The sequence below is a fragment of the Clostridium sp. Marseille-P2415 genome (genome assembly GCF_900155545.1).
In the GTDB taxonomy this organism is placed as follows: Bacteria; Bacillota; Clostridia; order Lachnospirales; family Lachnospiraceae; genus Lacrimispora.
On sequence record NZ_LT732526.1, the window covers coordinates 2,131,108 to 2,151,446 of the forward strand.

Sequence of the window (20,339 nt, forward strand, 5' to 3'; positions counted from 1 at the left end):
GCGTATTCTAAGAGAATGGAACTTCCTGCGGATACGCACGCTCCAGGTTAAATGCCGCCCGGTATATCTAAGTCCCACTGTATCCTGCTTCCCTTTTCCGTCTTTCTCACCAGCAGCTTTTTTCCGATCTGTTCTTTTAATTCCGTCACATGAGATATGATCCCGATGAGTCTGCGTCCGCCTGCAAGTTCCTTTAGAATGAGGACTGCCTTAAGCCTGGCTTCTTCATCCAGAGAGCCAAAGCCCTCATCAATAAACATGGCATCCATGCACACATTCCCCGCCGTCCGCTGAATGATATCAGCCATGCCAAGTGCCATGGCCAGAGCTGCCAGAAAGGATTCTCCGCCGGAAAGGGTCTTTACATCCCGGATCTTATCCGTAGCCATGCTGTAAACATCCAGATCCAGGCCCACCTCTCCCTGCTTCCCAAGGGAATCCAGTTCCCTGCACTGAAGCAGGAACTGGCCGTCCGTCATCACCTTCAGCCGTTTGTTTGCCGCCTGAATCATCTGGTTGAAATACTGCCGCTGGACATAGGTCTGAAAGTCCAGACTGACGGAACCGGCCATTTTCCCGTTGGCAGTCTGAAATAAGGTGTGGTAAAGACGGTACTCCTCTTCCAGCTGTTCCCGCTCCGTCCACAGCCGTTTTAAATTTTCTTCCGCCTGAACCGTCCTGCTGCGGATTCCGGTGAGCCTTGCCTCCTCATTCTGAAGCTGCTTCTGTTCCTCTTTAAGCACTGCCGCCTGTTCGGCCCATTGATTTGTTTCTATCTTCTCCCGTCCCTCCGTCTGTTCTCTGTACTGGCTGTAAATGGTCCTGGCCTTTAACAGCGCCCTTTCGTAGTCCAATACCTCTTCTTCCCATTGCTTCATGGTTTCCGGTGCCTGCTTTGCCCTTTGGTAATCCTCCTCTGAGGAAAATCCCAGCTCTGCTGCGGCTGATTGAAAAGCTTTATATGCATGTTCCATGGCGAACCGGCCTTCCTGGGCATTTTCCTGTTCGGAAGCCAGACGTCCTTTTTTCTCCTTTTCCTCTTCCGAAATACGCTTAAACCGTTCCTCTGCCTGCTCCTCTGCCTTTAACAGCTCCTCTTTTCTCCTTTCGCAGCAATCCAGTTCTCTTATGGCCTCCTTTTCATCGGGTTTAGGAAGACGTGCCTTCAAATGTTCTGCCTCCGTGAAAAGGGCAGCGGCTGTCAGTTTCCTCTCCTGCCAGGCGCTTAATGCCTTCTCCCTTTCAGGCTCCAGCTCTTCCTGCTTTTTCCGGTCCGCTTTTCGGACCTCCAGAATTTCCCTTAGAAGGCGGTCCGCTTCCGAAGCTTCCTTTTCTTCCTTCTCTATATCCATTAATAAATTCCTGCAAGACTGCAGTTCTTCGGACAGACTGACTTTCAACTGTTCCGGATGGAACGGATCACCAAGCCATTTCCGGACTTCTTTTTCGATCTGCTCTTCCTGATGCCGGCAGCTTTCAAATGCCATGATGCCGGCCTCTGCTGCCCTGGACCGCTGTTTTTCCGCCTGATTCCGGGCTTCCTTTGCCTGCTCCACATTATCCTGAGTGACAGCCCCCTCTTTAAGTTCCGCTTTTTGGGGATGATGCGTGGAGCCGCAGACCGGACAGGGCCATCCCTCTGTCAGCTTGTCCGCCATGATCCCGGCCTGCAGAGCCAGAAACTCCCGATACATGTCATTATAAGCCTTTTCGGCCTGCTCATAGCTCCTCTGGGCATTTATGGCTGCCGTCTGGATTTCCTCTTTTTTCTCAGTATCAGACTCCAGACGCTTTACGGCATCATAAAGACCATTGAGTGCCTGCTGCCTGTCCATGAGCACGGCCTTCTTCTGCTTTATTTCAGGCAGATGTCCTGACTGCTCCTCCAGCTGTTCCTGTCTCGCTTCGCTGGCTGACAGACGTTCTTTTAAATCCGCCAGTTCTGTCTCTATGTTTTTTAGATGCTTGCCAGCTTCCTCTTCTTCCAGCTTCTTTTCACGGTAAGCTTCTTTTCCGGCTTTCCACTGGTCATAAAGCGGCATGGCCTCATTCAGCCGGGTAATGCGGACTGACAGCTCCGGAACCTCCCTTGTTTTGGCTTCTCTGCCGGCCTCCGCCGCCTTTTTCGCAGCCGCAAGGGCCAGATTCAAGTCACCCAGTTCCTTCTCCAGCCGTTCCAGCCTCAAAGTGGCAGTCTCATACTCCCTTTTTTTATCCAGAAACCGGGTCTCCGGCACGTTTGCTTTATCCGCCTGTCTGGCCGCATTTAACCGTTCCATCGCCTCCAGCCATTTTTCCTTCTGTTCTTCCAGAACTTTTAAGCCGGCGGCCGCCTGTTCCAGACCGTAAAAAAGCCTGTTAACCTCTTCTGCCCGGCTCAAGCGGCCTTCCACCTCAGAAAGAAGCCTTCCCCTGCGGTCCTTTTCCTCGTGAAGCTTCTGCTCCTTCTCTCTTATCTCATCCAGGACAGAAGCCAGAAGCCTTCTGATATCTTGTGTCCTTGTTTCCTTAAATTCCAGGAGTTCCCGCCAGTCCCCCGCATATGGACTTTCCTCTAAAAGCTCCATGTTCTGAAGCTCATGAAAGCACAGCTTCCGGTTATCCTCAAGCCTGCCGTAAAGTTCGTTGTTCCGTTCCTTTAATTTCATCTGGATCCTGCTGTATATCCCTGTATTGAAAATTCTGGAGAATATTTCCTTCCGCTCTCTGGAGGAGGCATGGAGAAGCTTTAAATAATCGCCCTGGGCGATCATGGCGATCTGGGAAAACTGGTTCTGGTCCACGCCTACGATTTCCTGGATTTTCTGATTGATATCCCGGAGGCTGCCTGCAAACTCGGTTCCGTCAGGCAGGAAAAGATTTGCTTTTGCAGGAACCAGAATGGCTGGATATTCTCCGTTTTTATTCTTTCTTTTACTGACCCGGGTATATGCAGGACTTCTCCTGATTTCATAGCTTTCTCCCCGTTCGGAAAACGTTAAGGAAACATAAGTTTCCTCATCATCCTCCGCATACTGGCTTCGCATCATGGAAGGTTCCCGCTTCTGTCCGCTGGTTTCTCCGAACAGCGCAAATGCCACGGCATCAAAAATAGTCGTCTTCCCTGCTCCCGTATCTCCGGTAATCAGGAAAACCCCATGGCCGATCTTTTCAAAATCCACCTCCACGCTTCCGCCATAGGAACCGAATGCAGACATGGTCAGCTTACGTGGCTTCATATTCCTTCTTCCTCCTTTGCTTCCTGTACGATCCGCTCCATGGCCTCTTCCGCCGCTTTCGTCATCTCCTCGCCTTTTACTGCCTTATAAAATTGCCGGAAAGCCTCTAACGGCTTTAAAACCGGAACCGGCTCTCCCCCTTCCATAAGCTTTTTCCTGGTCCGCTCATTATCCACCCTTAGCTCCAGCAGATGGTCGAATACTTCTTCCAAACGCTCCCTGACCCGGTAAGGCTCTTCCTCATCGGTAAGTGTAATGCTGACAAAATCATGGCGGTTCTCCTCTGCTGCCCTTGACAGGATTTCCTCCAGGCTTCCTCTTTCCCGTCTGACATCCTGGATCCCCCTTAAAGGGAGAAATTCGACTTCCGGCTCCTCACCTTTTCTTCCCATCTTCACAACGGTGACAGACTTCTGATGGTATTCCTCGCTGACCGAATATTTGTAAGGAGTTCCGCAATACCGGACCGACCCCCTTCCTACCTTTTGCGAACCGTGAAGATGCCCCAGGGCAACATAATCAAATCCGGATAAAACCGACACATCCACCCGGTCCAGGCCGCCTGCCATGATGACCGCCTGTTCCGATTCGCAGGTTTCCGGTTCCCTGCCGCCGGATGTATAAAACTGATGGGATAACAGGACGTTGCGCTGTTCTGCATCCAGGGTTTCCCGCTCCAAAACAGCCCTTACGGCGCTCTCATACCCATCCGGCTGGTTTTCCGCAAAAAGCTGTCTGACATACCCGGGCTTTAAAAAGGGCAGAAGATAGAAATTCACCGGGCCGTATTCATCCTCTAACACCACCTTTTTCAAGTGTTCCTCCGGGCTCTGGGGCGGAAATACCGATAAATGGATGCGGTGCTTTTCCAGAAAAGGACTTGCATAGGAAAGCCGTTCCGGAGAATCGTGATTTCCTGCAATAATCAGAACTGATATCTGAGGCTTTATCTCAGAGAGAGCTTCCAGAAAATTGCCGAATATAGTGTAGGCCTCCCCCGAAGGCGCCGTTTTATCATAGATATCGCCGCAGATCAGGATCGCTTCCGGATGAATAGCGGCCGCATAATCCACGATCTGTACAAGGACTGCTTCCTGATTTTCCTTTAAGCTGTAGCCGTTTAACTGCTTTCCGATGTGTAAATCAGACAAATGAAACATCTTCATGATCTTTCCTCCTGCTCCCTCCTGCTTTCTGTACTTTTTTCAATGATACCATAATTCAAAGGGACTGAACAGAGACTCCATCCAAAAAGTGCAGAGAGGATAATGGTAAGCCGTTGATTTTTCTGTACAGTTTTACTACAATAGGTTTCATAGGGAGGATCTCTCATGAAAGAAAAACCATTGGAACATCAAATCTATATATCCCAGATATTCGGGATCACGCTGGCAATCCTGTTGTCTCTCGGCGTATCCCTGTATTATAACCTGGTTACGAAACAGAATTCTCTGGATATGAATATCCGCAATATTGGCATTCTCCTCTCAGAGACTCCGGAAGTTGTGGATATCTTAAAAAAGGGATCCTCCTCTCCGGAATTTAACCGGTATCTGGATCATCTGGTCGAAAAGCTGGATTATATTGATGTTGTTACCATCTGCAATACAAAGAGCATACGCTTTTATCATAATAACAAGGACTTAATAGGAAAGTCCTTTACAGGCGGCGATGAAGCAGACATCCTAAACGGTGCCGAACCTTATATCACAAACGGAAAAGGTACCCTGGGAAAACAGCGGCGCGCTTTTTTTCCTGTTAAGGATGAGGATCGGAAAATCATAGGATTTGTCATGGTATCCGTGCTGACCACCAGCATTATGCAGCTGACAAAAAACATCCTGTCCATTTTTATGCTCCTCGCCGCGGTATTAATTTTCATAGGATTCCTGACCTCCGGTATGCTCTATAACCGGCTGCGGAAAATTTTGTTTGGTTACCGGCCGGAGGAATTCCGAAAAATACATATCGAGGGAAAAGAAGTTCTCGATGCGCTGGAAGAAGGCATTTTTGCGATCAATACCGGCGGCGAGCTGATTCTCATCAATGAATCCGCAAAAAAAATCCTTGACTTAAGCGAAATGCCGGAATACGGCACCAGACTTACGGATATCTATCCGGAAACCAGGCTTCCGGAAGTTCTTCGCACTTCTGTGCCTGAATACAACATAAGCCTCATGATACGCGGCAAGCACATCATGTCCAGCCTCATTCCAATCATTGAACAGGACAAAACCATAGGCGCTGTTTCCATATTCCGAAACAAAACAGAAGTGACTAAAATGGCAGAAGAACTGACCGGTGCCCGCTATATGGTTGAAACGCTCCGGGCATTTAATCATGAATTCAAAAACAAACTGCATGTAATTCTTGGATATATTGAGATGGGAGAACTTAAGAAAGTTACCGACTTTATTCGTAATACCAGTATGGTTTCCACCCAGGCGGTCAGTGAGGTCACACGGAAAATCCAGGTCTCCAGCATTGCCGCCCTGCTCATAGGCAAAATCATTCGGGCCGGTGAATTGGGTATCAGCCTGACTCTGAAACCGGACAGTTCCTGCCGGGAGGATCATTTAAACCTGCCGGCCGATCTCTATATTACGATTCTTGGGAACCTGATTGAAAATGCCATTGAGGAATTAAATCACGAAAACAGAGCGATGAAAGAAATTGAGATCGGAATCAATATCTGGAAATCCGGCAGCATTCTTTCCGTAGATGACACAGGAAAAGGAATTCCGCCTGAGATTCAAAGCAGGATATTTGAAAAAGGATTCTCCACGAAAGGCAGCGGCCGCGGTTCCGGCATGTATCTGATCAAAAGTCTGGTTGAACGGTACCACGGGGTGATCGAGATGGAATCAGAAGAAGATGCAGGCACTTCTTTCGTCATCACCTTTACAGAGGAGGAACACCATGTATAACGTAATTATTATTGAGGACGACCCCATGGTCGCATCCATAAACAGACAATATGTTGAGCTGAATAAATATTTAAAAGTTGCCGGACACTTTTCCAACGGTCAGGAAGCCCTGGAATACTTACATGACCACTCTGCGGACTTAGCCATCCTTGACGTCTATATGCCGGTTATGGATGGGGTGGAGCTGCTGACGGAAATCCGCAAGCTTCAAAAACAGACCGATGTGATCATGGTCACGGCTGCCAGTGACGCTGCCCATGTAAAACAGTTATTATCCTTAGGCGTTATCGACTATCTTGTAAAGCCATTTGAATATGTCCGCTTCAATCACGCGCTTGCAAGATTCATGGAACATCAGGAATTATTAAATCAGGAGAATTTTTCCCAACAGCAGCTGGATTCCCTTTTCGAATCTCCAGCGTTTTCATCTCCCCAGCAGGATGTACTCCGTAAAGGGCTGCAGGAAAAGACGCTGGATACGATTCTAAACTATATGAAGCTGCACCGTTTGGAGGCTCTTACCAGTGAAAAAATTGCGGAAGAAGTCCACCTCTCCCGCGTCACGGTACGGAGATATATGAATTACCTTTTAGATAAAAAGGAAATCATGAGCGACATTGATTATACGACCGGCGGGCGGCCTTCTATTATTTACCGCTATGTATAAGCCCAGGCGCACTCAAAAGGGGCCGCCGCACATTTGTGCAGCGGCCCCAATATTGACTACTGTAACAATTGAAGCACACCCTGGGGAATCTGATTTGCCTGAGCAAGCATTGCCTGGGATGCCTGAACAAGAATCTTATTCTTGGTTAATCCCATCATCTCCTGTGCCATATCAACATCACGGATCCGGCTTTCTGCTGCTGTCATATTCTCTGAGGTCACGCTTAAGTTATTGATGGTATGCTCCAGACGGTTCTGAAGAGCTCCTAAGTCACCGCGGGTGGAAGATACGGAATTAATAGCATTTTTAATTAAATCAACCGCACTCTTTGCTCCTGCCTGTGTGCCGATATCAATGCCGGCAATGCCTAAGGTTTTTGTATCCACGCTTCCTACAGAAACCGTCATCTGGTTGAACTCCTGTGCTGATTCACCAATCTGGAGAGTCAGGCCTGCCCCCTTTTTCTTTGCAGGATCAATGGTTGTGTCAGCTTTGAATTCGAAATGAGAGGCTACTGCAGTGCTGGGAGATGCCGATTTATCGCCGGCGCCCCCAACAAATGCCACATTCATGCCAAGGGCCTTTCCGAGAGCCACTGCAATGGCATCTCCCTGAAGCTTTGCCGCATCATTCTTCTTATCGTTACCGGAAGCAGCGGAATCGTCTACATCTAATTTAAGTGACCCGTCTCCGGCGGTTGCAAATGTACCATTGGTATCATCTACGGAGCTTACCTTAATAATTTCCAGACCTGCATCAGATGCCTTTTTAACCAGTTTGGCAGTATCTTCAGAATCAGACTGTTCTACAATAATTGCAAATTTTTTATCATTGATGGTCAGTACGGTTTGGTCTGTGCCATCATATTCTTTGCCTGTAAACTGAGAACCATCGATCGTCTGATAAGCATCTGCTCCTTTTGTATAGGTCAAAGATTTCGTAGCCTGGCTTTTCATGGTACCGTCAGCATTTTTAATGGTAGCATTAAAATTTGCCAGTACCTGCGGTGCGTCAGCACCTGCCACCTTATTGGTCAGTGTAAAGGTACCGTCTCCATTATCCGCAACCTTAAAATCTTTACCGATATCACTATCTCTCAGAGCACCCGTTAACGCTTTTCCGAGCTCGACAGCTGTTGGTCCAGTGGTTCCGCCAGCTGCATATTTTCCATAAACAGAGCCATCTGAACCGACCAGTTCTCCACCGGCCGTACCGTCCGTATAATCCCTGGCAGTCAGTGAAACCTTTACATTTTTGCCATTGTTCAAAGTGGTTGTCAATTCCAGCGTCTCACCATTTTTTATATCGCCATTGCTGAATGCAGCGTTAGTATAGCTGCCCTTTGTGGCTGCAACATCAACAATGGTTAATTCTCCACCGTTAAATTCCGTACTGAGACCAGCCGCTGCTTTTGCTGCGGAGGATGCGGTAGAGCCGGAGGCAGACAGGGAACCGTCAAGAAGCGTAATGCCGTTATAGTTCGTTCCTTCGGAAATACGGTTAATTTCATCCTTTAATGAAGTAACTTCTTTCTGCAGATTCTCACGGTCTACATTATCCTGATAAGTACCATTGGCTGACTGGTCTGCCAGCTCCACCATACGGTTTAACATGGAATGAACTTCAGTTAATGCGCCTTCTGTTGTCTGAATTAAAGAAATACCGTCGTTTGCATTCTTCTTGGCAGTATCAAGACCAGTGATTTGGGCTCTCATCTTTTCGGAAATAGCAAGACCCGCTGCATCATCGCCTGCCCGGTTGATCCTATAACCAGAAGACAGCTTCTCCAGGTTCTTAGATACGGAATTGTTGTTTCCTGTTAAATTTCCGTAAGCGTTTAAAGCCGTAATGTTGTGTTGAATTCTCATAAGTATAACCTCCTTGAATTATGGCGGGGACTTCCTTTTCCCCCAAGTTTCTTTTTGTTCTATTTATTTCAAACTCTCCATTCGGGCCCTGAATGAAAAATTGAAATCAGTTCTCATCTCACCATCTCATACTCTTTTCCTTCAGGCGCTTTAAACACTGGGGAACAGCATGACATTCTTCATAAATTTCACCTCTTACAATAGAAATTTCTTTTGGAGCATCAATAGCGAGCCGTAAGTCCCCGTCTACGGAGACCACCTGGATAATAATATTATTGTTGATAACAAGATATTGACCCGGATTCCTTCCCAAAGATAACATTCGCTTCACCTCCTTGTTCGCAAACTAAGAATTAGTAAAAAAATCATATATTTACAATTCTTCCCACAATGTATATTTAACAAGCTATTGATTTGTATCAGAATTGCCTTTTTGTAGGGAAATAAAAGAATTTTTTTTAAAAAACTTATGTAATAATATTTTTTGCCGATATGAAAAATAGAATGTAAATCAAGTATTTATAAGGCTGGAACTGTGTATAAACTAAAGTTCCTATGTTCCTATAATATACATTATAAGAACATGAAAAGCTTGCCATATCCCATTTGTATCGGTAATTGGAGACATGGCAGGCATTTTTTTATAGAACAAGCGCAGCACCTTGACGATATTTTGTCACGACGCTGCGCCTTATATTTTTCTTTATCGTATTATAATTTTATCAATCATATTTCAATGCCCTTTTGCAAGCCTTCCTAGATAAATGCATGTGGCTTCAATGCTTTCGTACCCCATTTTTCGTTTGTTAAATGGAAGAAGAGCCTTGCAGAATGACCGGGGTTCACCGTTCATTCTGCAAGGCCCTCTTAATGAAAATGGTCATTTTTGAACTTCAATGATCTTATACAGCAAAGCTTCCAAACCCGGGGTAAAGCTAACCCGTACGATATCTGTGTCTTCCCGGGCTTCGGCCTCTTCCTCCGGCGTCATCTCAATAACAGTAACTCCTAAATCGTTCAGTTGCTTACGAAGTGTTTCCTCTTCCGTCACAATCGCGTTCTTATTCCATTCAGATGCCATCCTTCCGGCTTCCATCAGGATGTTCTTGTCTTCATCACTTAAAGCATTCCACTTTTCTTCTGCCATCAGCACGATGCCTGGGCTGAATACATGTTCGCTTAATAAGTAATAAGGAGCAACCTCATAAAATCTATTCGAAATATATGCCGGTAACGGGTTTTCCGCGCCATCTACAGCCCCAGTCTGCAAAGAACCGTAAAGCTCGCCGTAAGGCATAGGTATGGGTTCTGCGCCAAAAGCAGATATGGTATCCATCATCAGAACTGATTCCGGAACACGGATTCTCTTATTCTTAATGTCGTCTAATCCGTTAATTTCCTTTGTAGTAAACAGATTGCGTGCGCCTTCATCCGTATAGAATAATCCGACCATTCCGGCGCCTATCTCAGCCCCTTCCGATAAAAATGCCTGTCCAAGGTCCTCATTTTCCAGAACCTTCCACATACCCTCACGGCTATTAAAAATGTATGGAAGACCAAACATATTGAGCTTTTGAAATCCATAACCGGTTAAAGCGTTGGTATTTCCCCTGTACATATCGATGGTTCCTCCGCCCTTCTGTAATGTTTGCAGAGAGGTTCTTTCATCACCCAGGGCAGCACTGGGATATACTTCGATCTTAATGCGTCCGTTGGACAATTCATCCACGTACTCCGCAAATTTGTAACCTACTCTGGTAATGATATTGTCATCACCATTTACCTCCCCGTACTTAAAAATCAGTTCCGGCTCTGCGGAATCGGATCTTGCTGCAGATGCCGATGCCTGTGCCGCAGCCGCTTCCTTCGTCTCCGCTGACGGTGCTTCGGTTGTTACCCTGTCAGCAGCTCCACAGCCTGCCAGGCTCACAGCCATAGCGGATATGAGTATCAAAGCCAGTGATTTTTTCATGATTGTTCCTCCTGAATCGTAATAAAATATGGTTTATCCCAGTTCCTGTGACCGGAAAGACCATGTCGCCGCGCATAATGCGGGAAATTGTATTTTTATTATACCCAGAAATGAAAATTTATTATTACGATTATAAAAGAAGAATCATTTTATATAATGTGATTGGTGAGGCTGGCTCAGGGTAACGTAAATAATTTTCAAACAAAATTAATGATCTCCAAAAACCTCTCCCCATACTTTTCAAACTTAAATTCTCCAACCCCGGACACTGAAAGCATGTCCTTTTTCGTCTTCGGCTTTGTCACAGACATATGTACCAGTGTCTTGTCAGAAAATACAATATAAGGCGGTACTTTTTCCTCTCTGGCGATCTCCAGTCTCAGCGTCCTCAGCTTTTCAAACAGCGCCTCGTCAGCTTCCGTTAACTCCACTGCAGCTGCATTGGATTTCTTTGATTTCTTACTGCCCTTTTCTTTTGCCGCAGGTTCCTGTTCCTTGGCCATCTTCATGAATATAGCCTCATCCTCTTCCAGCACTGCCATGGACTTCCCGGTCAGCTTTACAACGGCATATTCATCATTGGTCACCGCAAGGTAATCATTAAGGAATAAGTGATTCATCACCTGCCGCAGCTTATAGACCGGCACCTTAGCCAGAACACCGTAATGGGGATTCTCATCCATCCGGTAGTTTCGGATCTTTGCCGTATTAGCCCCATGGACCGTATCAATGATAACCGTAGTTCCATACCGCTGCCTGCTTGTCTCTATACAGCCGATCAGTTCTTTTGCAATATCCGTCACATCAACAGTCTCAAACTGGCTTAAACAGTTGGAACAATTCCCGCAGTAATTCTCCCCATACACTCCAAAGTACCGCAGAATGTAATCCCTGAGACATTCGTTGGTAAAACAGTAGTAGGTCATCTTTTTCAGCCGTTCCCGATCCCGTTCCATAACGATCCGGCGGGTAAGCGGATCCAGCTCCTGGTTGTCCTGATTGTTGTCAATAAACATCTGATTGGTCACTACATCCTGGCCGCTGTAAAGCAGGATGCATTCTCCAGGTTCCCCGTCTCTGGAGCATCTTCCTACCTCCTGATAGTAGGATTCCAGGTTCTTCGGCATGTTATAATGGATGACAAAGCGCACGTTGGATTTATCGATTCCCATGCCGAATGCATTGGTTGCCACCATGATCTGGCTTCTGTCATATATAAAATCATCCTGGTTCTTCCGCCGCTCTGCGTCACTTAACCCTGCATGGTATCTGGTAGCCGAAAATCCGTCCCGGTTCAGCTTGTCACAGACCTCCTCCACCAGCTTTCTGGTCAGGCAGTAAATGATTCCGCACTGATCCGGATGGCACTCCACATAATTCCTCAAAGTGGCATACTTATCCTTCGGGGATTGGACGCCTAAATAAAGGTTGGGCCTGTCATAGCCGGTAGTTACTACCGCAGGCTCCCGAAGCATGAGAATATCGATGACATCCTCCCGGACTTCTTTTGTTGCGGTAGCTGTAAAAGCGCTGATGACCGGACGTTTGGGAAGCTTATCAATGAAATCTATGATTTTTAAATAGCTGGGCCTGAAATCCTGTCCCCACTGAGAGACACAGTGAGCCTCATCCACTGCTACCATGGATATCTTCGAATGCAATGCAAAATCCAGAAAATCATCCGTCACAAGACGCTCCGGAGCTACATAAATAATGGGGTATCGCCCTTCCCGTGCATAGGACAGGGCCTTATAATACTGACTCGCAGTCAAAGAACTGTTAAGATATGCGGCGTGAATGCCTGCCTGATTGAGAGTTGCCACCTGATCTTTCATCAGGGAAATCAGAGGGGAAATGACCAGTGTGATTCCCTCCATCATGAGAGCCGGAATCTGAAAGCACAGGGACTTTCCGGAACCGGTCGGCATGATTCCAAGGGCATCTTTACCGGACAGAATGCTGTCGATGAGCATTTCCTGCCCCTCCCGGAAACTGTCGTAACCGAAATAGTGCTTTAATGCTTGAAATTTGTCCATATAACGTTTATTTCTGCTCCTTATCATTTGCTTTTCCCATATTATACCACTCTGCTTTCAAATATTCCACACCCAATGCAGACTTTATATAATTTTTATTTATTAAAAACGGGAAATCTCTCATAGCTGTCCTGAATTAATGAACCTGTTTTCCGCGCTTAAAAGCCGGGTAATGATATGCTCTACCGTAAAAGGGCGTATGATAATCCAACTATAAAAGTCAGATTAATAATACGCCCTTTTTATAAATCACTATATGTTTACTTCTTTCTTTATATTATTTAAAACCACACTTCTTCATTCCCCTGACCGTATTTCCATTGTCAATCTTATTTATATTTTATTCAGCCACTTGGAAACCGGGTGTATTCCATTGGTCCGTATTAAAATTCACTCATCATAATGAATGCTACAAACAGACCGCAAAGCAGAACAAAGCCACCCGCAACTTTAACTAAAATTTTCGACTTAGCGGCTGGAAAAATCGACTGAAATTTCTCATATGGCATAAATAGAAGAAACATACCTATCGCACAAACAAGAATAATCTTCAAAATATTAATTGCATTTCTCATACTGTCTTAATCCTCCTAAATAATTCAAGTGTTTTTCCTTGTTTTTCAAGGCTTTTGAATCTGGTTTTCTGCCAATTCCTGCAATTTATTTGTGATAAACCTGACTTATATATGTAATTCATATTTCATTAAATGCAGCAGTTATAAAATAAAATTTATACCATTTTCTATCTTTCGGCCCTGATTACAAACACTTAATATAATACTGCAAAATTCGACATAAATTTTATCATGTAACAATTAACCGTTTATTTGTAACTTTTGGTAACTCCCAGAATAATGTGAGCCGAATTTTTACCTTTTGAAAGTCTTCAGAATTCTGTTTTATGATTTGCTTTTGATCAAATCTGCCCCGGCCGTTTAATATTTTAATTGAACAAATTCATGAAACTGGATTATACAAACTTCGGCCTTTCACTGAGCGTTTGGCTATGATCATGCTTGAGTCATAAAAGTACAAGACGCTGAAATCTTAATAGAATGCAACGTCTTGTACGGTATCAAATTTATATTTGATTATTATTTTAATGAATTTTTTGACTGACGAATCGCTTCCATACAGTAACTGGATACCTGAACAAGCCATATAACCGTAATTACAGTAACAGGCATCAGACCAAAATTCCAGATATTTGCTCCAATCACACAAAATAACCATAATATCAGACAGGTTACAGTCACAGCTTGAAAGGACCTGTATGCGGATTTATAAATTGTCATCCGTTCTGCCTCATCACAGCTTTCCTCCCATTTTTTTGCAAACTTTTGATCAAATACACTTCCCTGTTTTTCAGGATTGATTTCCTTTTCAAAATTAACAATCTTTTGCTGCGCTATAATGGTACAAACTATTGCAGCTAAGAATCCTGTAAACCAGCATATCTTATCCGCTCTGCTTAAATACTCAGAAGCATCATAGATATTAATATAGAAGCCTACGGAAAAAAAGAAAAACGATAATACAAGTAATATAGAGGTAAACCATAGTGCATAGCTTAAATTAATTTCAACCTGATTGATTTCCCCTTCGCTTTCTCCATCCCATGCCTGATAGAGTTTACGGCTTTTTTTATAAAGATAAATAACTGGGAGCATCAATACAATTGTGATAACAATATTAGCAACCGGATAAAATCTCTCTAAAAAAACCAGCAAATTCCCGGCTATCCATTCAGCGGCATTTCCCTCCAGAATATTGGATAAAAAACCAATGATTAAACCAACGAGCAACGCAATTATCATAATAATGATGTACTTATGCAGAGCCCTTTTATCTTCTGTTCTGATCTCACGAATTTTTTCATTGTTCACCTGACTTTTCCTCCTCATAATGAAATACATCCTCTACTGCAACGTCAAAAACCTTTGCTATTTTAAGCGCTAATGTCACAGACGGAGAATAATCGCCACGCTCAATCTGGCTGATTGTTTGTCTTGATACTCCGACCAGTCTTCCCATTTCATATTGGTTTATCTTAAGATTTGACCGGTATTCCTTTAAATGATTGTATAATGGCACATTGACCTCTCCTTATGAAATGTATTAGTATTTGACAACTATTCTTGTCATTACTGTCTTATTATACCATTGACAACTATAGTTGTCAATAGGTGTGATGGGAGGGTTTACTATGAACCATGGAGCAAAAATGATGCAGGTTAAAGAGCCGGGGTCAAAAACTTCCCCGGCTCCGCTTACATCAGCCTGCAACCCGGACTGAGAGGATTTTTACATCAGAGTCGGATTCCTGGCATTGGAAGTAATCCAGTGACCTTGAGTGTCTCCGTAACCATTCGTTCGCTTCTTCAAACGTTGCATACTTCTGATACTTTGGGTATGGGTAAATCGCTAAAATGGTATTTAGCTCTCTCTGCATTTTACATATAGTCTATATACCATTAGCTGCTACCGCAAACATGCTCCCTCCATATCTTTGTATTAAAAAAGCACCATGAAAATACACGGTACCCTTTTAAACATTATTAATTAACAACACTAGAAGCTCATACGTCAGCGCATTGTTTTATCATTCTATAAATTAGTTGCTGTTCAGCTTTATTAATCTTGTCACATTAGGTAACCATTCGGTTAATATTGTTTCTTTACTCTTAATCACATTCTCCGGATAAAACTCTCTGACACGGTACAGTTCTTTCTTTAAAGAACTTAAATCTATACCACTTAAATCAAATGGGCATACCCGTATTTCAGAATACCAACGCACAGCATCAGCAACACCTATATCAAATGGTTGCAACCTAACATTGGCTATGATCTTCTCCATGTTATCAAAATCAACATTGTTATGAAAAGCCAACCAACTATTTCCAAAGTCAAAATAAGGAGATAATCTGGTACCCTCGATGTCCATAATCAACACTAGGTTTCCTAAATGTCTGTCATCATTCAAATTAATCAAATCTTCCCATAAAAGATTAATTATATAATCTTTCGCATCCGCAATACCCGCGCTTTCCAGATAGTGGACTAATTCGTTAAACATCTTATTGAATTCAGTCTCGTTTGGATTACTCGCATTCACAATATCTAAGAGCTCAGAAACGTTCCTGTCACATGCCAGGTTTACCAAGCTTACCTGATTGATACCCGCAGGAGTAAAGTTTCGGCTTCTTACTACTGCCACGCTTCTTTCATTCTCTTTTTCCACAATTTCATATTCTAGATGTCTCAAAGACCTCAGCTGAACAGACAACTTATAGGCCAGATACTCTGATAAGCTATGGTATACCTCTGGTCTACGTAATACATCGAACTTGTATACGTAACCACCAGACACTTCTTTATCCTGCACACCATCCGGCAATGAACTACTCATTTACTACCACCTCCAAAGTAATGCAGTCTATCGGAGTTTTCGTTCCGGTCTTATTTATATAACCTACCCAGTCATTCACATCGGCTAAACGAAGCAGGTCAGGACTAAGCCTCTTCCTGTCTCGTTCTAGTGGAAGTCTCCGAAGTAACTGCACTTCAACCTTTTGAGCGGATAAGACAGAGCCGTCTGGCATCGGATACATCAAATCATTTTTTATGTACTTCAATGCTACGGCTTTATAGTGGTTTCCTGATTTCACATATTTCATAATTCTTTCATTGTCTGCTAACCAGTATATTGTTATATCCTTTTCTTCAAGTAATTGACGACAGCTAAACACAACAACTCCTCCTCTCCGATATACTCTTGATTATAGCATACGTAACAACTCTGTCAACGATTGACTTGCTTGAGTTTCCGCAGATTTATCCACAGCACCTTCACTTCATGGGTATTATAATAAACAACTTTAAGAAAATGCCTAAAATACCGTTAGTCCCTTTCACTTATCTGTATTGCTTAGCCGTTTTGACTACTTATACAATGCAATAAAATATTTTAGACAGTATATTGACAATTGAAAGAAACGGTGTTATAGTCCTTTTAGACAATATAATGTCTTAATGAAAGGAGTTGTATTATATGGATTTGCAACGGGATTTATTTTTTTCACAGTACGCTCTTACAGCATTGTTTTCCGTAGCCAATAAACTGCAAGTACGGGGAGATCAATATTTGGGGGAGTTTACCATTCGCCAAATGCTGGCAATATCGGCAATTATCCATGCACCTGATGGAAAAGCGACAATCAATCATATCGCACGAAAACTAGGGACTACCAAGCAAAGCGTGAAGCAGATTGTTGATGTTATGGAAAAAAAGAAATATCTATCTGTCATGCCAAGCGAACGGGATAAACGTGCGGTTAATATCACTATTACAGCCGAGGGTGAGAAAGCTTTTAAAACGTGTTCAGAGAGCACAGATGTATTTTTAGCGGATATCTTCCATGATTTTACGACGGAAGATTTAGAATTATTGTGTACGTTTCTGAAAAAGCTGTATAGCTTCGACGGCGTAGCCCCAGAAAGTTTTAACGAAGACCACCCTAATACAAGCACAGCAGATGAAATACTAAGACACCATCAAAATTTCGTAAAAAGGAGAACCCATCATCATGAATAGAAAAACTATATTATCAAAAGATTTTATACTTGTTATAATCGGCAGGATTGTTTCCGCATTCGGGAACCAAATATTGAGGTATGCCCTTCCACTTTACTTGCTGATTCAGACAGGTTCATCCGCTTTATTCGGGTCAATTATGGCAGTCTCTTTTATCCCCATGCTTTTACTGTTCCCGGTCGGTGGCATTATAGCCGACCGCATGAATAAGCGGAATATTATGCTCGTTCTGGATTTTTGCACAGCAATCCTAATTGCTTTGTTTTGCTTACTGTCAGGAAAAATAGATATTGTTCCACTTATGACAATCACAATTATTATTTTGTATGGTATAGATGGAGTGGACAGACCAACAGTTAAAGCAAGCGTACCTGCGTTGGTAGAGCCTGAACATATTATGAAGGCAAACTCTATTGTAGATATGATTGATTCCGCAGCCAGTATGGCGGGGCCTGTAATCGGAGGGCTTTTGTTTTCCGTTTTTGGATTAACGCCTATTCTATATGTAAGTATCTTCTGTTTTTTCGTATCTGTGGTGCTGGATGCTTTTATCCACATTCCATTTGATAAGCAGGCGCCAACCGGTAACATATTTAAAACTGGCACGGATGACATGAAAGAAAGCTTTAGCTTTATGCTTAGGGAGCGACCTGTACTCTGGAAGGTATCTTTAATATTTGCTTCATCCAACTTATTACTAACGACACTAATTACAATCGGACTTCCGGTTATAATCACGCAGCATTTAGGGTTCGACCCAGACACCGCCAATCGATTATACGGTTACGCACAAGGCGGAGCTGCGGCAGGGGCAATATTGGGCGGTTTATTGGCTGGGGTGTTATCAAACAGGCTAAAATCAAAAGCATGTCCTATACTGTTGATTGGGTGTTCTTTGTTCATACTCATAGGCGGGGTTGCGTTGCAAGCGCTGAGTGCGGGGATGAGCGTTTATCTTGTCTTGACCATTGGGTGCGGTTTGCTACTGACACTGCATACCTTATTCCAAATTCAGATTGTGAGCAGTTTGCAACTTTTAACGCCGATAAATTTAATCGGAAAGGTAATCTCTTGCTTTATGTGTGTTGCCATGTGTACAAATCCTCTAGGACAGTTCATTTATGGGCTTGTGTTTGAAAATATTGGAAGCAACGTATATTTTCCGTTCTATGTGGCAGGGGTGATTATGATAGTAATAAGCCTACTTACCCGCCGCATTTTCTATCAGATTGACCTTCAAATAAAAGAACAAATAAGAAAGCGGGTGGCTGATAGTGATTGAGGAGAAATGGATGTTCTGTCCTATCTGCAAGAATAAAACCCGGCTTAAAGTCCGAGAAGATACTATACTTGAAAACTTTCCACTATTCTGTCCCAAATGCAAACATGAAACGTTAATCAACGTAAAACAACTAAATATGTCAGTTATCAAAGAGCCAGACACACAGACGCAGAGCCGATAATCGTGAGTAAATCACAATTGTCGGCTCTCTTTTCTTTATGATAACTATTTCAGTTATGTGATACTGACATTCTTAACAACGAATATAAAACCGTTGTTTAGTGTGTGTCGCATACATAGAAAAACGGCGGTTTTGAAGAATTTCAAGGCCGCCGTATTCTGTGCCAACATTGAGGAAAGTGCAATTTCCTTCGACTTAACAGTGATGGCGGTTAAAGCGGAGGAACCATATGAATTTAAAGTTGCTATTGTCTATTGGGGAGTAACCGTTGCTTTATTCACCATGAAACATGGGGGTAGGCAGTTATTATAAATCAATGGCAATGCAGAATTGATGTACCATTCTCGTTTAGCCCTGTGTCGCAAAATATCGCCCTTGTGTGGCCTTTGAAACCGATGATGGAACATGTATGCCATTCAGGCAATATAAAAGCCTTGTCGGGCAAATATGAAAAAGAAAGGATTTTTCCTTTTCCCTGATAACTGTTTGAGTTGCTGTTGCCACCTATTCTTCTTTCTGCTACTTTAAAAAAAGTCGCATCTATGGCTGTTTTTTTATATGGCTCAAGTCGCATACTTGCAGCTATTTAAAAATCTGGCTGAGGAATATTTCCGCTCATTTCCTGCACTAAAACAGGGGTGAACCATGAGGGCGAAAATGATGCAGGTTAAAGAGCCGGGGTCAAAAACTTTCCCGGCTCCGCTTACATCAGCCCGCAATGCGGACTGAAAGGACTTTTTCATCGGGGTCGGATTCTTGGCATTGGAGTCGTGATCGGGGTCGCACTTGCAGGGAATGCCAATTTATGCGGAAGAGTTACGGGATCATGAGCGACTCCAGTTAAATCGTAACCAGCCAAACAAGTTAATAAGAAGTCTGTAAAGCCGTTTGATCTATTTCTCAAGTTTAAAGCACTTATTTTTAGTAGTTTATGGTATCGACTTCCTGTGACAATTCGAGTATCGTATGTTTTCAAAGGAGGGAATGAATATTACGGCGCGGTGAAACCGCTGTTCCGGTAAGGTGGAAACCGCCTGTCCGGAACAGGGAAACCGCAGATACTCTTTTTATGTTACATGCGAGTTTACTCGCTTAAGGACTGATTCAGTCCATATACCTCTCTCATGGATCTGTAGTTTCCTGGATCTGTGGGAATGATATTGATCTTATAGGCATCATGTTTGATCCTATCCAGGATTGCTTCCGCCAGAGGGCTTTCATCTCCTCCAAGCTGATCAAACCAGCCACTCTGTTCATACTGTGAGCAGAAGATGGTAGATGATTTACGGCGGCGTCTGTGAAGCAGTTCAAGGATATCATGTTGTTCCGATTCTGTTGGTTTCAAGAGAAGCCATTCATCTATGATGAGAAGAACTGGATTTGCATACTTTGCCTGGACTTTTTTATAAGTCCCATCATTCCGTGACATCTCCAACTCAAGGAGCAGGTCCGGAAGTCGGACATATCTGGTCTTATAGCGCTGCTTGCAGGCTTCCATGCCAAAAGCACAAGCCAGATAAGTCTTCCCACTGCCTGTAGCACCTGTAATAAATAGATTACGGTGTTCAGTGATATATTCGCAGCTGGCCAG

At 43.7% G+C, this 20,339-nt stretch carries 17 protein-coding genes; 5 read left to right on the top strand and 12 right to left on the bottom strand.

Annotated elements, in window-relative coordinates; genetic code table 11:
• Positions 1 to 47 precede the first annotated feature (47 nt).
• Positions 48 to 3,218 carry an SbcC/MukB-like Walker B domain-containing protein gene (locus BQ9856_RS14745; RefSeq protein ID WP_077611705.1) on the bottom strand — a complete coding sequence of 1,057 codons (3,171 nt, stop codon included), beginning with the start codon at positions 3,216 to 3,218 and terminating at the stop codon, positions 48 to 50.
• Positions 3,215 to 4,384 (bottom strand): exonuclease SbcCD subunit D, encoded by a 1,170-nt coding sequence (locus BQ9856_RS14750; protein ID WP_077611706.1) that lies wholly within the window; start codon positions 4,382 to 4,384, stop codon positions 3,215 to 3,217. Before BQ9856_RS14750 ends, BQ9856_RS14745 begins: the two co-directional genes overlap by 4 nt.
• A 165-nt stretch (positions 4,385 to 4,549) precedes the next feature.
• Here BQ9856_RS14750 and BQ9856_RS14755 point away from each other — a divergent pair, with 165 nt between their 5' ends.
• Positions 4,550 to 6,145 (top strand): ATP-binding protein, encoded by a 1,596-nt coding sequence (locus BQ9856_RS14755; protein ID WP_077611707.1) that lies wholly within the window; start codon positions 4,550 to 4,552, stop codon positions 6,143 to 6,145.
• Positions 6,138 to 6,812, top strand: a complete 675-nt coding sequence (locus BQ9856_RS14760) for a response regulator (protein WP_077611708.1) — start codon at positions 6,138 to 6,140, stop codon at positions 6,810 to 6,812. Before BQ9856_RS14755 ends, BQ9856_RS14760 begins: the two co-directional genes overlap by 8 nt.
• Before the next feature lie 56 nt (positions 6,813 to 6,868).
• On the opposite strand, the gene BQ9856_RS14765 is transcribed toward BQ9856_RS14760, so the two are convergent.
• From BQ9856_RS14765 to BQ9856_RS14805, 9 genes are all read right to left on the bottom strand, one after another.
• Positions 6,869 to 8,680 (bottom strand): flagellin N-terminal helical domain-containing protein, encoded by a 1,812-nt coding sequence (locus BQ9856_RS14765; RefSeq protein WP_077611709.1) that lies wholly within the window; start codon positions 8,678 to 8,680, stop codon positions 6,869 to 6,871.
• 118 nt (positions 8,681 to 8,798) lie between these two features.
• Positions 8,799 to 9,002, bottom strand: a complete 204-nt coding sequence (locus BQ9856_RS14770; RefSeq protein ID WP_077611710.1) for a carbon storage regulator — start codon at positions 9,000 to 9,002, stop codon at positions 8,799 to 8,801.
• A 558-nt stretch (positions 9,003 to 9,560) separates the two neighbouring features.
• Positions 9,561 to 10,652, bottom strand: coding sequence for a TRAP transporter substrate-binding protein (locus tag BQ9856_RS14775; RefSeq protein ID WP_077611711.1), 1,092 nt, complete (start codon positions 10,650 to 10,652; stop codon positions 9,561 to 9,563).
• Between the two features lie 197 nt (positions 10,653 to 10,849).
• Entirely contained in the window at positions 10,850 to 12,688 is a 1,839-nt protein-coding gene (gene recQ / locus BQ9856_RS14780) for a DNA helicase RecQ (RefSeq protein ID WP_077613388.1), read from the bottom strand.
• Between the two features lie 383 nt (positions 12,689 to 13,071).
• The gene (locus BQ9856_RS14785) at positions 13,072 to 13,263 is read right to left on the bottom strand and encodes a hypothetical protein (RefSeq protein WP_077611712.1); all 192 of its coding nucleotides are present in this window, start codon (positions 13,261 to 13,263) and stop codon (positions 13,072 to 13,074) included.
• A 519-nt stretch (positions 13,264 to 13,782) separates the two neighbouring features.
• Complete coding sequence (locus tag BQ9856_RS14790) at positions 13,783 to 14,574, bottom strand: DUF3169 family protein (RefSeq protein WP_159442006.1); 792 nt, start codon at positions 14,572 to 14,574, stop codon at positions 13,783 to 13,785.
• A complete protein-coding gene (locus tag BQ9856_RS14795; RefSeq protein WP_077611714.1) occupies positions 14,564 to 14,782 on the bottom strand; it encodes a helix-turn-helix transcriptional regulator in 219 nt (72 codons plus the stop codon). Before BQ9856_RS14795 ends, BQ9856_RS14790 begins: the two co-directional genes overlap by 11 nt.
• 520 nt (positions 14,783 to 15,302) lie before the next feature.
• On the bottom strand, positions 15,303 to 16,100 hold the full coding sequence (locus tag BQ9856_RS14800) for a hypothetical protein (RefSeq protein ID WP_077611715.1): 798 nt from the start codon (positions 16,098 to 16,100) through the stop codon (positions 15,303 to 15,305).
• Entirely contained in the window at positions 16,093 to 16,440 is a 348-nt protein-coding gene (locus BQ9856_RS14805; protein WP_077611716.1) for a hypothetical protein, read from the bottom strand. Before BQ9856_RS14805 ends, BQ9856_RS14800 begins: the two co-directional genes overlap by 8 nt.
• Positions 16,441 to 16,742: 302 nt before the next feature.
• Here BQ9856_RS14805 and BQ9856_RS14810 point away from each other — a divergent pair, with 302 nt between their 5' ends.
• From BQ9856_RS14810 to BQ9856_RS14820, 3 genes are read left to right on the top strand one after another with little or no spacing between them, the layout of a single operon-like run.
• Positions 16,743 to 17,285: a MarR family winged helix-turn-helix transcriptional regulator gene (locus tag BQ9856_RS14810; RefSeq protein WP_077611717.1), complete on the top strand. Its 543-nt coding sequence runs from the start codon at positions 16,743 to 16,745 to the stop codon at positions 17,283 to 17,285.
• A complete protein-coding gene (locus BQ9856_RS14815; protein WP_077611718.1) occupies positions 17,278 to 18,567 on the top strand; it encodes an MFS transporter in 1,290 nt (429 codons plus the stop codon). The genes BQ9856_RS14810 and BQ9856_RS14815 overlap by 8 nt, the downstream gene beginning before the upstream one ends.
• A complete protein-coding gene (locus tag BQ9856_RS14820; protein WP_077611719.1) occupies positions 18,560 to 18,748 on the top strand; it encodes a cysteine-rich KTR domain-containing protein in 189 nt (62 codons plus the stop codon). The genes BQ9856_RS14815 and BQ9856_RS14820 overlap by 8 nt, the downstream gene beginning before the upstream one ends.
• A 1,084-nt stretch (positions 18,749 to 19,832) precedes the next feature.
• Here BQ9856_RS14820 and BQ9856_RS14835 read toward each other — a convergent pair.
• On the bottom strand, positions 19,833 to 20,339 hold a 507-nt coding region (locus tag BQ9856_RS14835), incomplete at its 5' end, for an ATP-binding protein (protein WP_077611722.1).

Excerpts from the sequence above, each read along its gene's own strand:
- BQ9856_RS14775 (WP_077611711.1), bottom strand. The coding sequence starts at position 10,652 with ATGAAAAAATCACTGGCTTTGATACTCATATCCGCTATGGCTGTGAGC.
- recQ (WP_077613388.1), bottom strand. The coding sequence starts at position 12,688 with ATGGACAAATTTCAAGCATTAAAGCACTATTTCGGTTACGACAGTTTC.
- BQ9856_RS14770 (WP_077611710.1), bottom strand. The coding sequence starts at position 9,002 with ATGTTATCTTTGGGAAGGAATCCGGGTCAATATCTTGTTATCAACAAT.
- BQ9856_RS14785 (WP_077611712.1), bottom strand. The coding sequence starts at position 13,263 with ATGAGAAATGCAATTAATATTTTGAAGATTATTCTTGTTTGTGCGATA.
- BQ9856_RS14810 (WP_077611717.1), top strand. The coding sequence starts at position 16,743 with ATGGATTTGCAACGGGATTTATTTTTTTCACAGTACGCTCTTACAGCA.
- BQ9856_RS14760 (WP_077611708.1), top strand. The coding sequence starts at position 6,138 with ATGTATAACGTAATTATTATTGAGGACGACCCCATGGTCGCATCCATA.
- BQ9856_RS14800 (WP_077611715.1), bottom strand. The coding sequence starts at position 16,100 with ATGAGTAGTTCATTGCCGGATGGTGTGCAGGATAAAGAAGTGTCTGGT.
- BQ9856_RS14765 (WP_077611709.1), bottom strand. The coding sequence starts at position 8,680 with ATGAGAATTCAACACAACATTACGGCTTTAAACGCTTACGGAAATTTA.
- BQ9856_RS14745 (WP_077611705.1), bottom strand. The coding sequence starts at position 3,218 with ATGAAGCCACGTAAGCTGACCATGTCTGCATTCGGTTCCTATGGCGGA.
- BQ9856_RS14750 (WP_077611706.1), bottom strand. The coding sequence starts at position 4,384 with ATGAAGATGTTTCATTTGTCTGATTTACACATCGGAAAGCAGTTAAAC.
- BQ9856_RS14755 (WP_077611707.1), top strand. The coding sequence starts at position 4,550 with ATGAAAGAAAAACCATTGGAACATCAAATCTATATATCCCAGATATTC.
- BQ9856_RS14815 (WP_077611718.1), top strand. The coding sequence starts at position 17,278 with ATGAATAGAAAAACTATATTATCAAAAGATTTTATACTTGTTATAATC.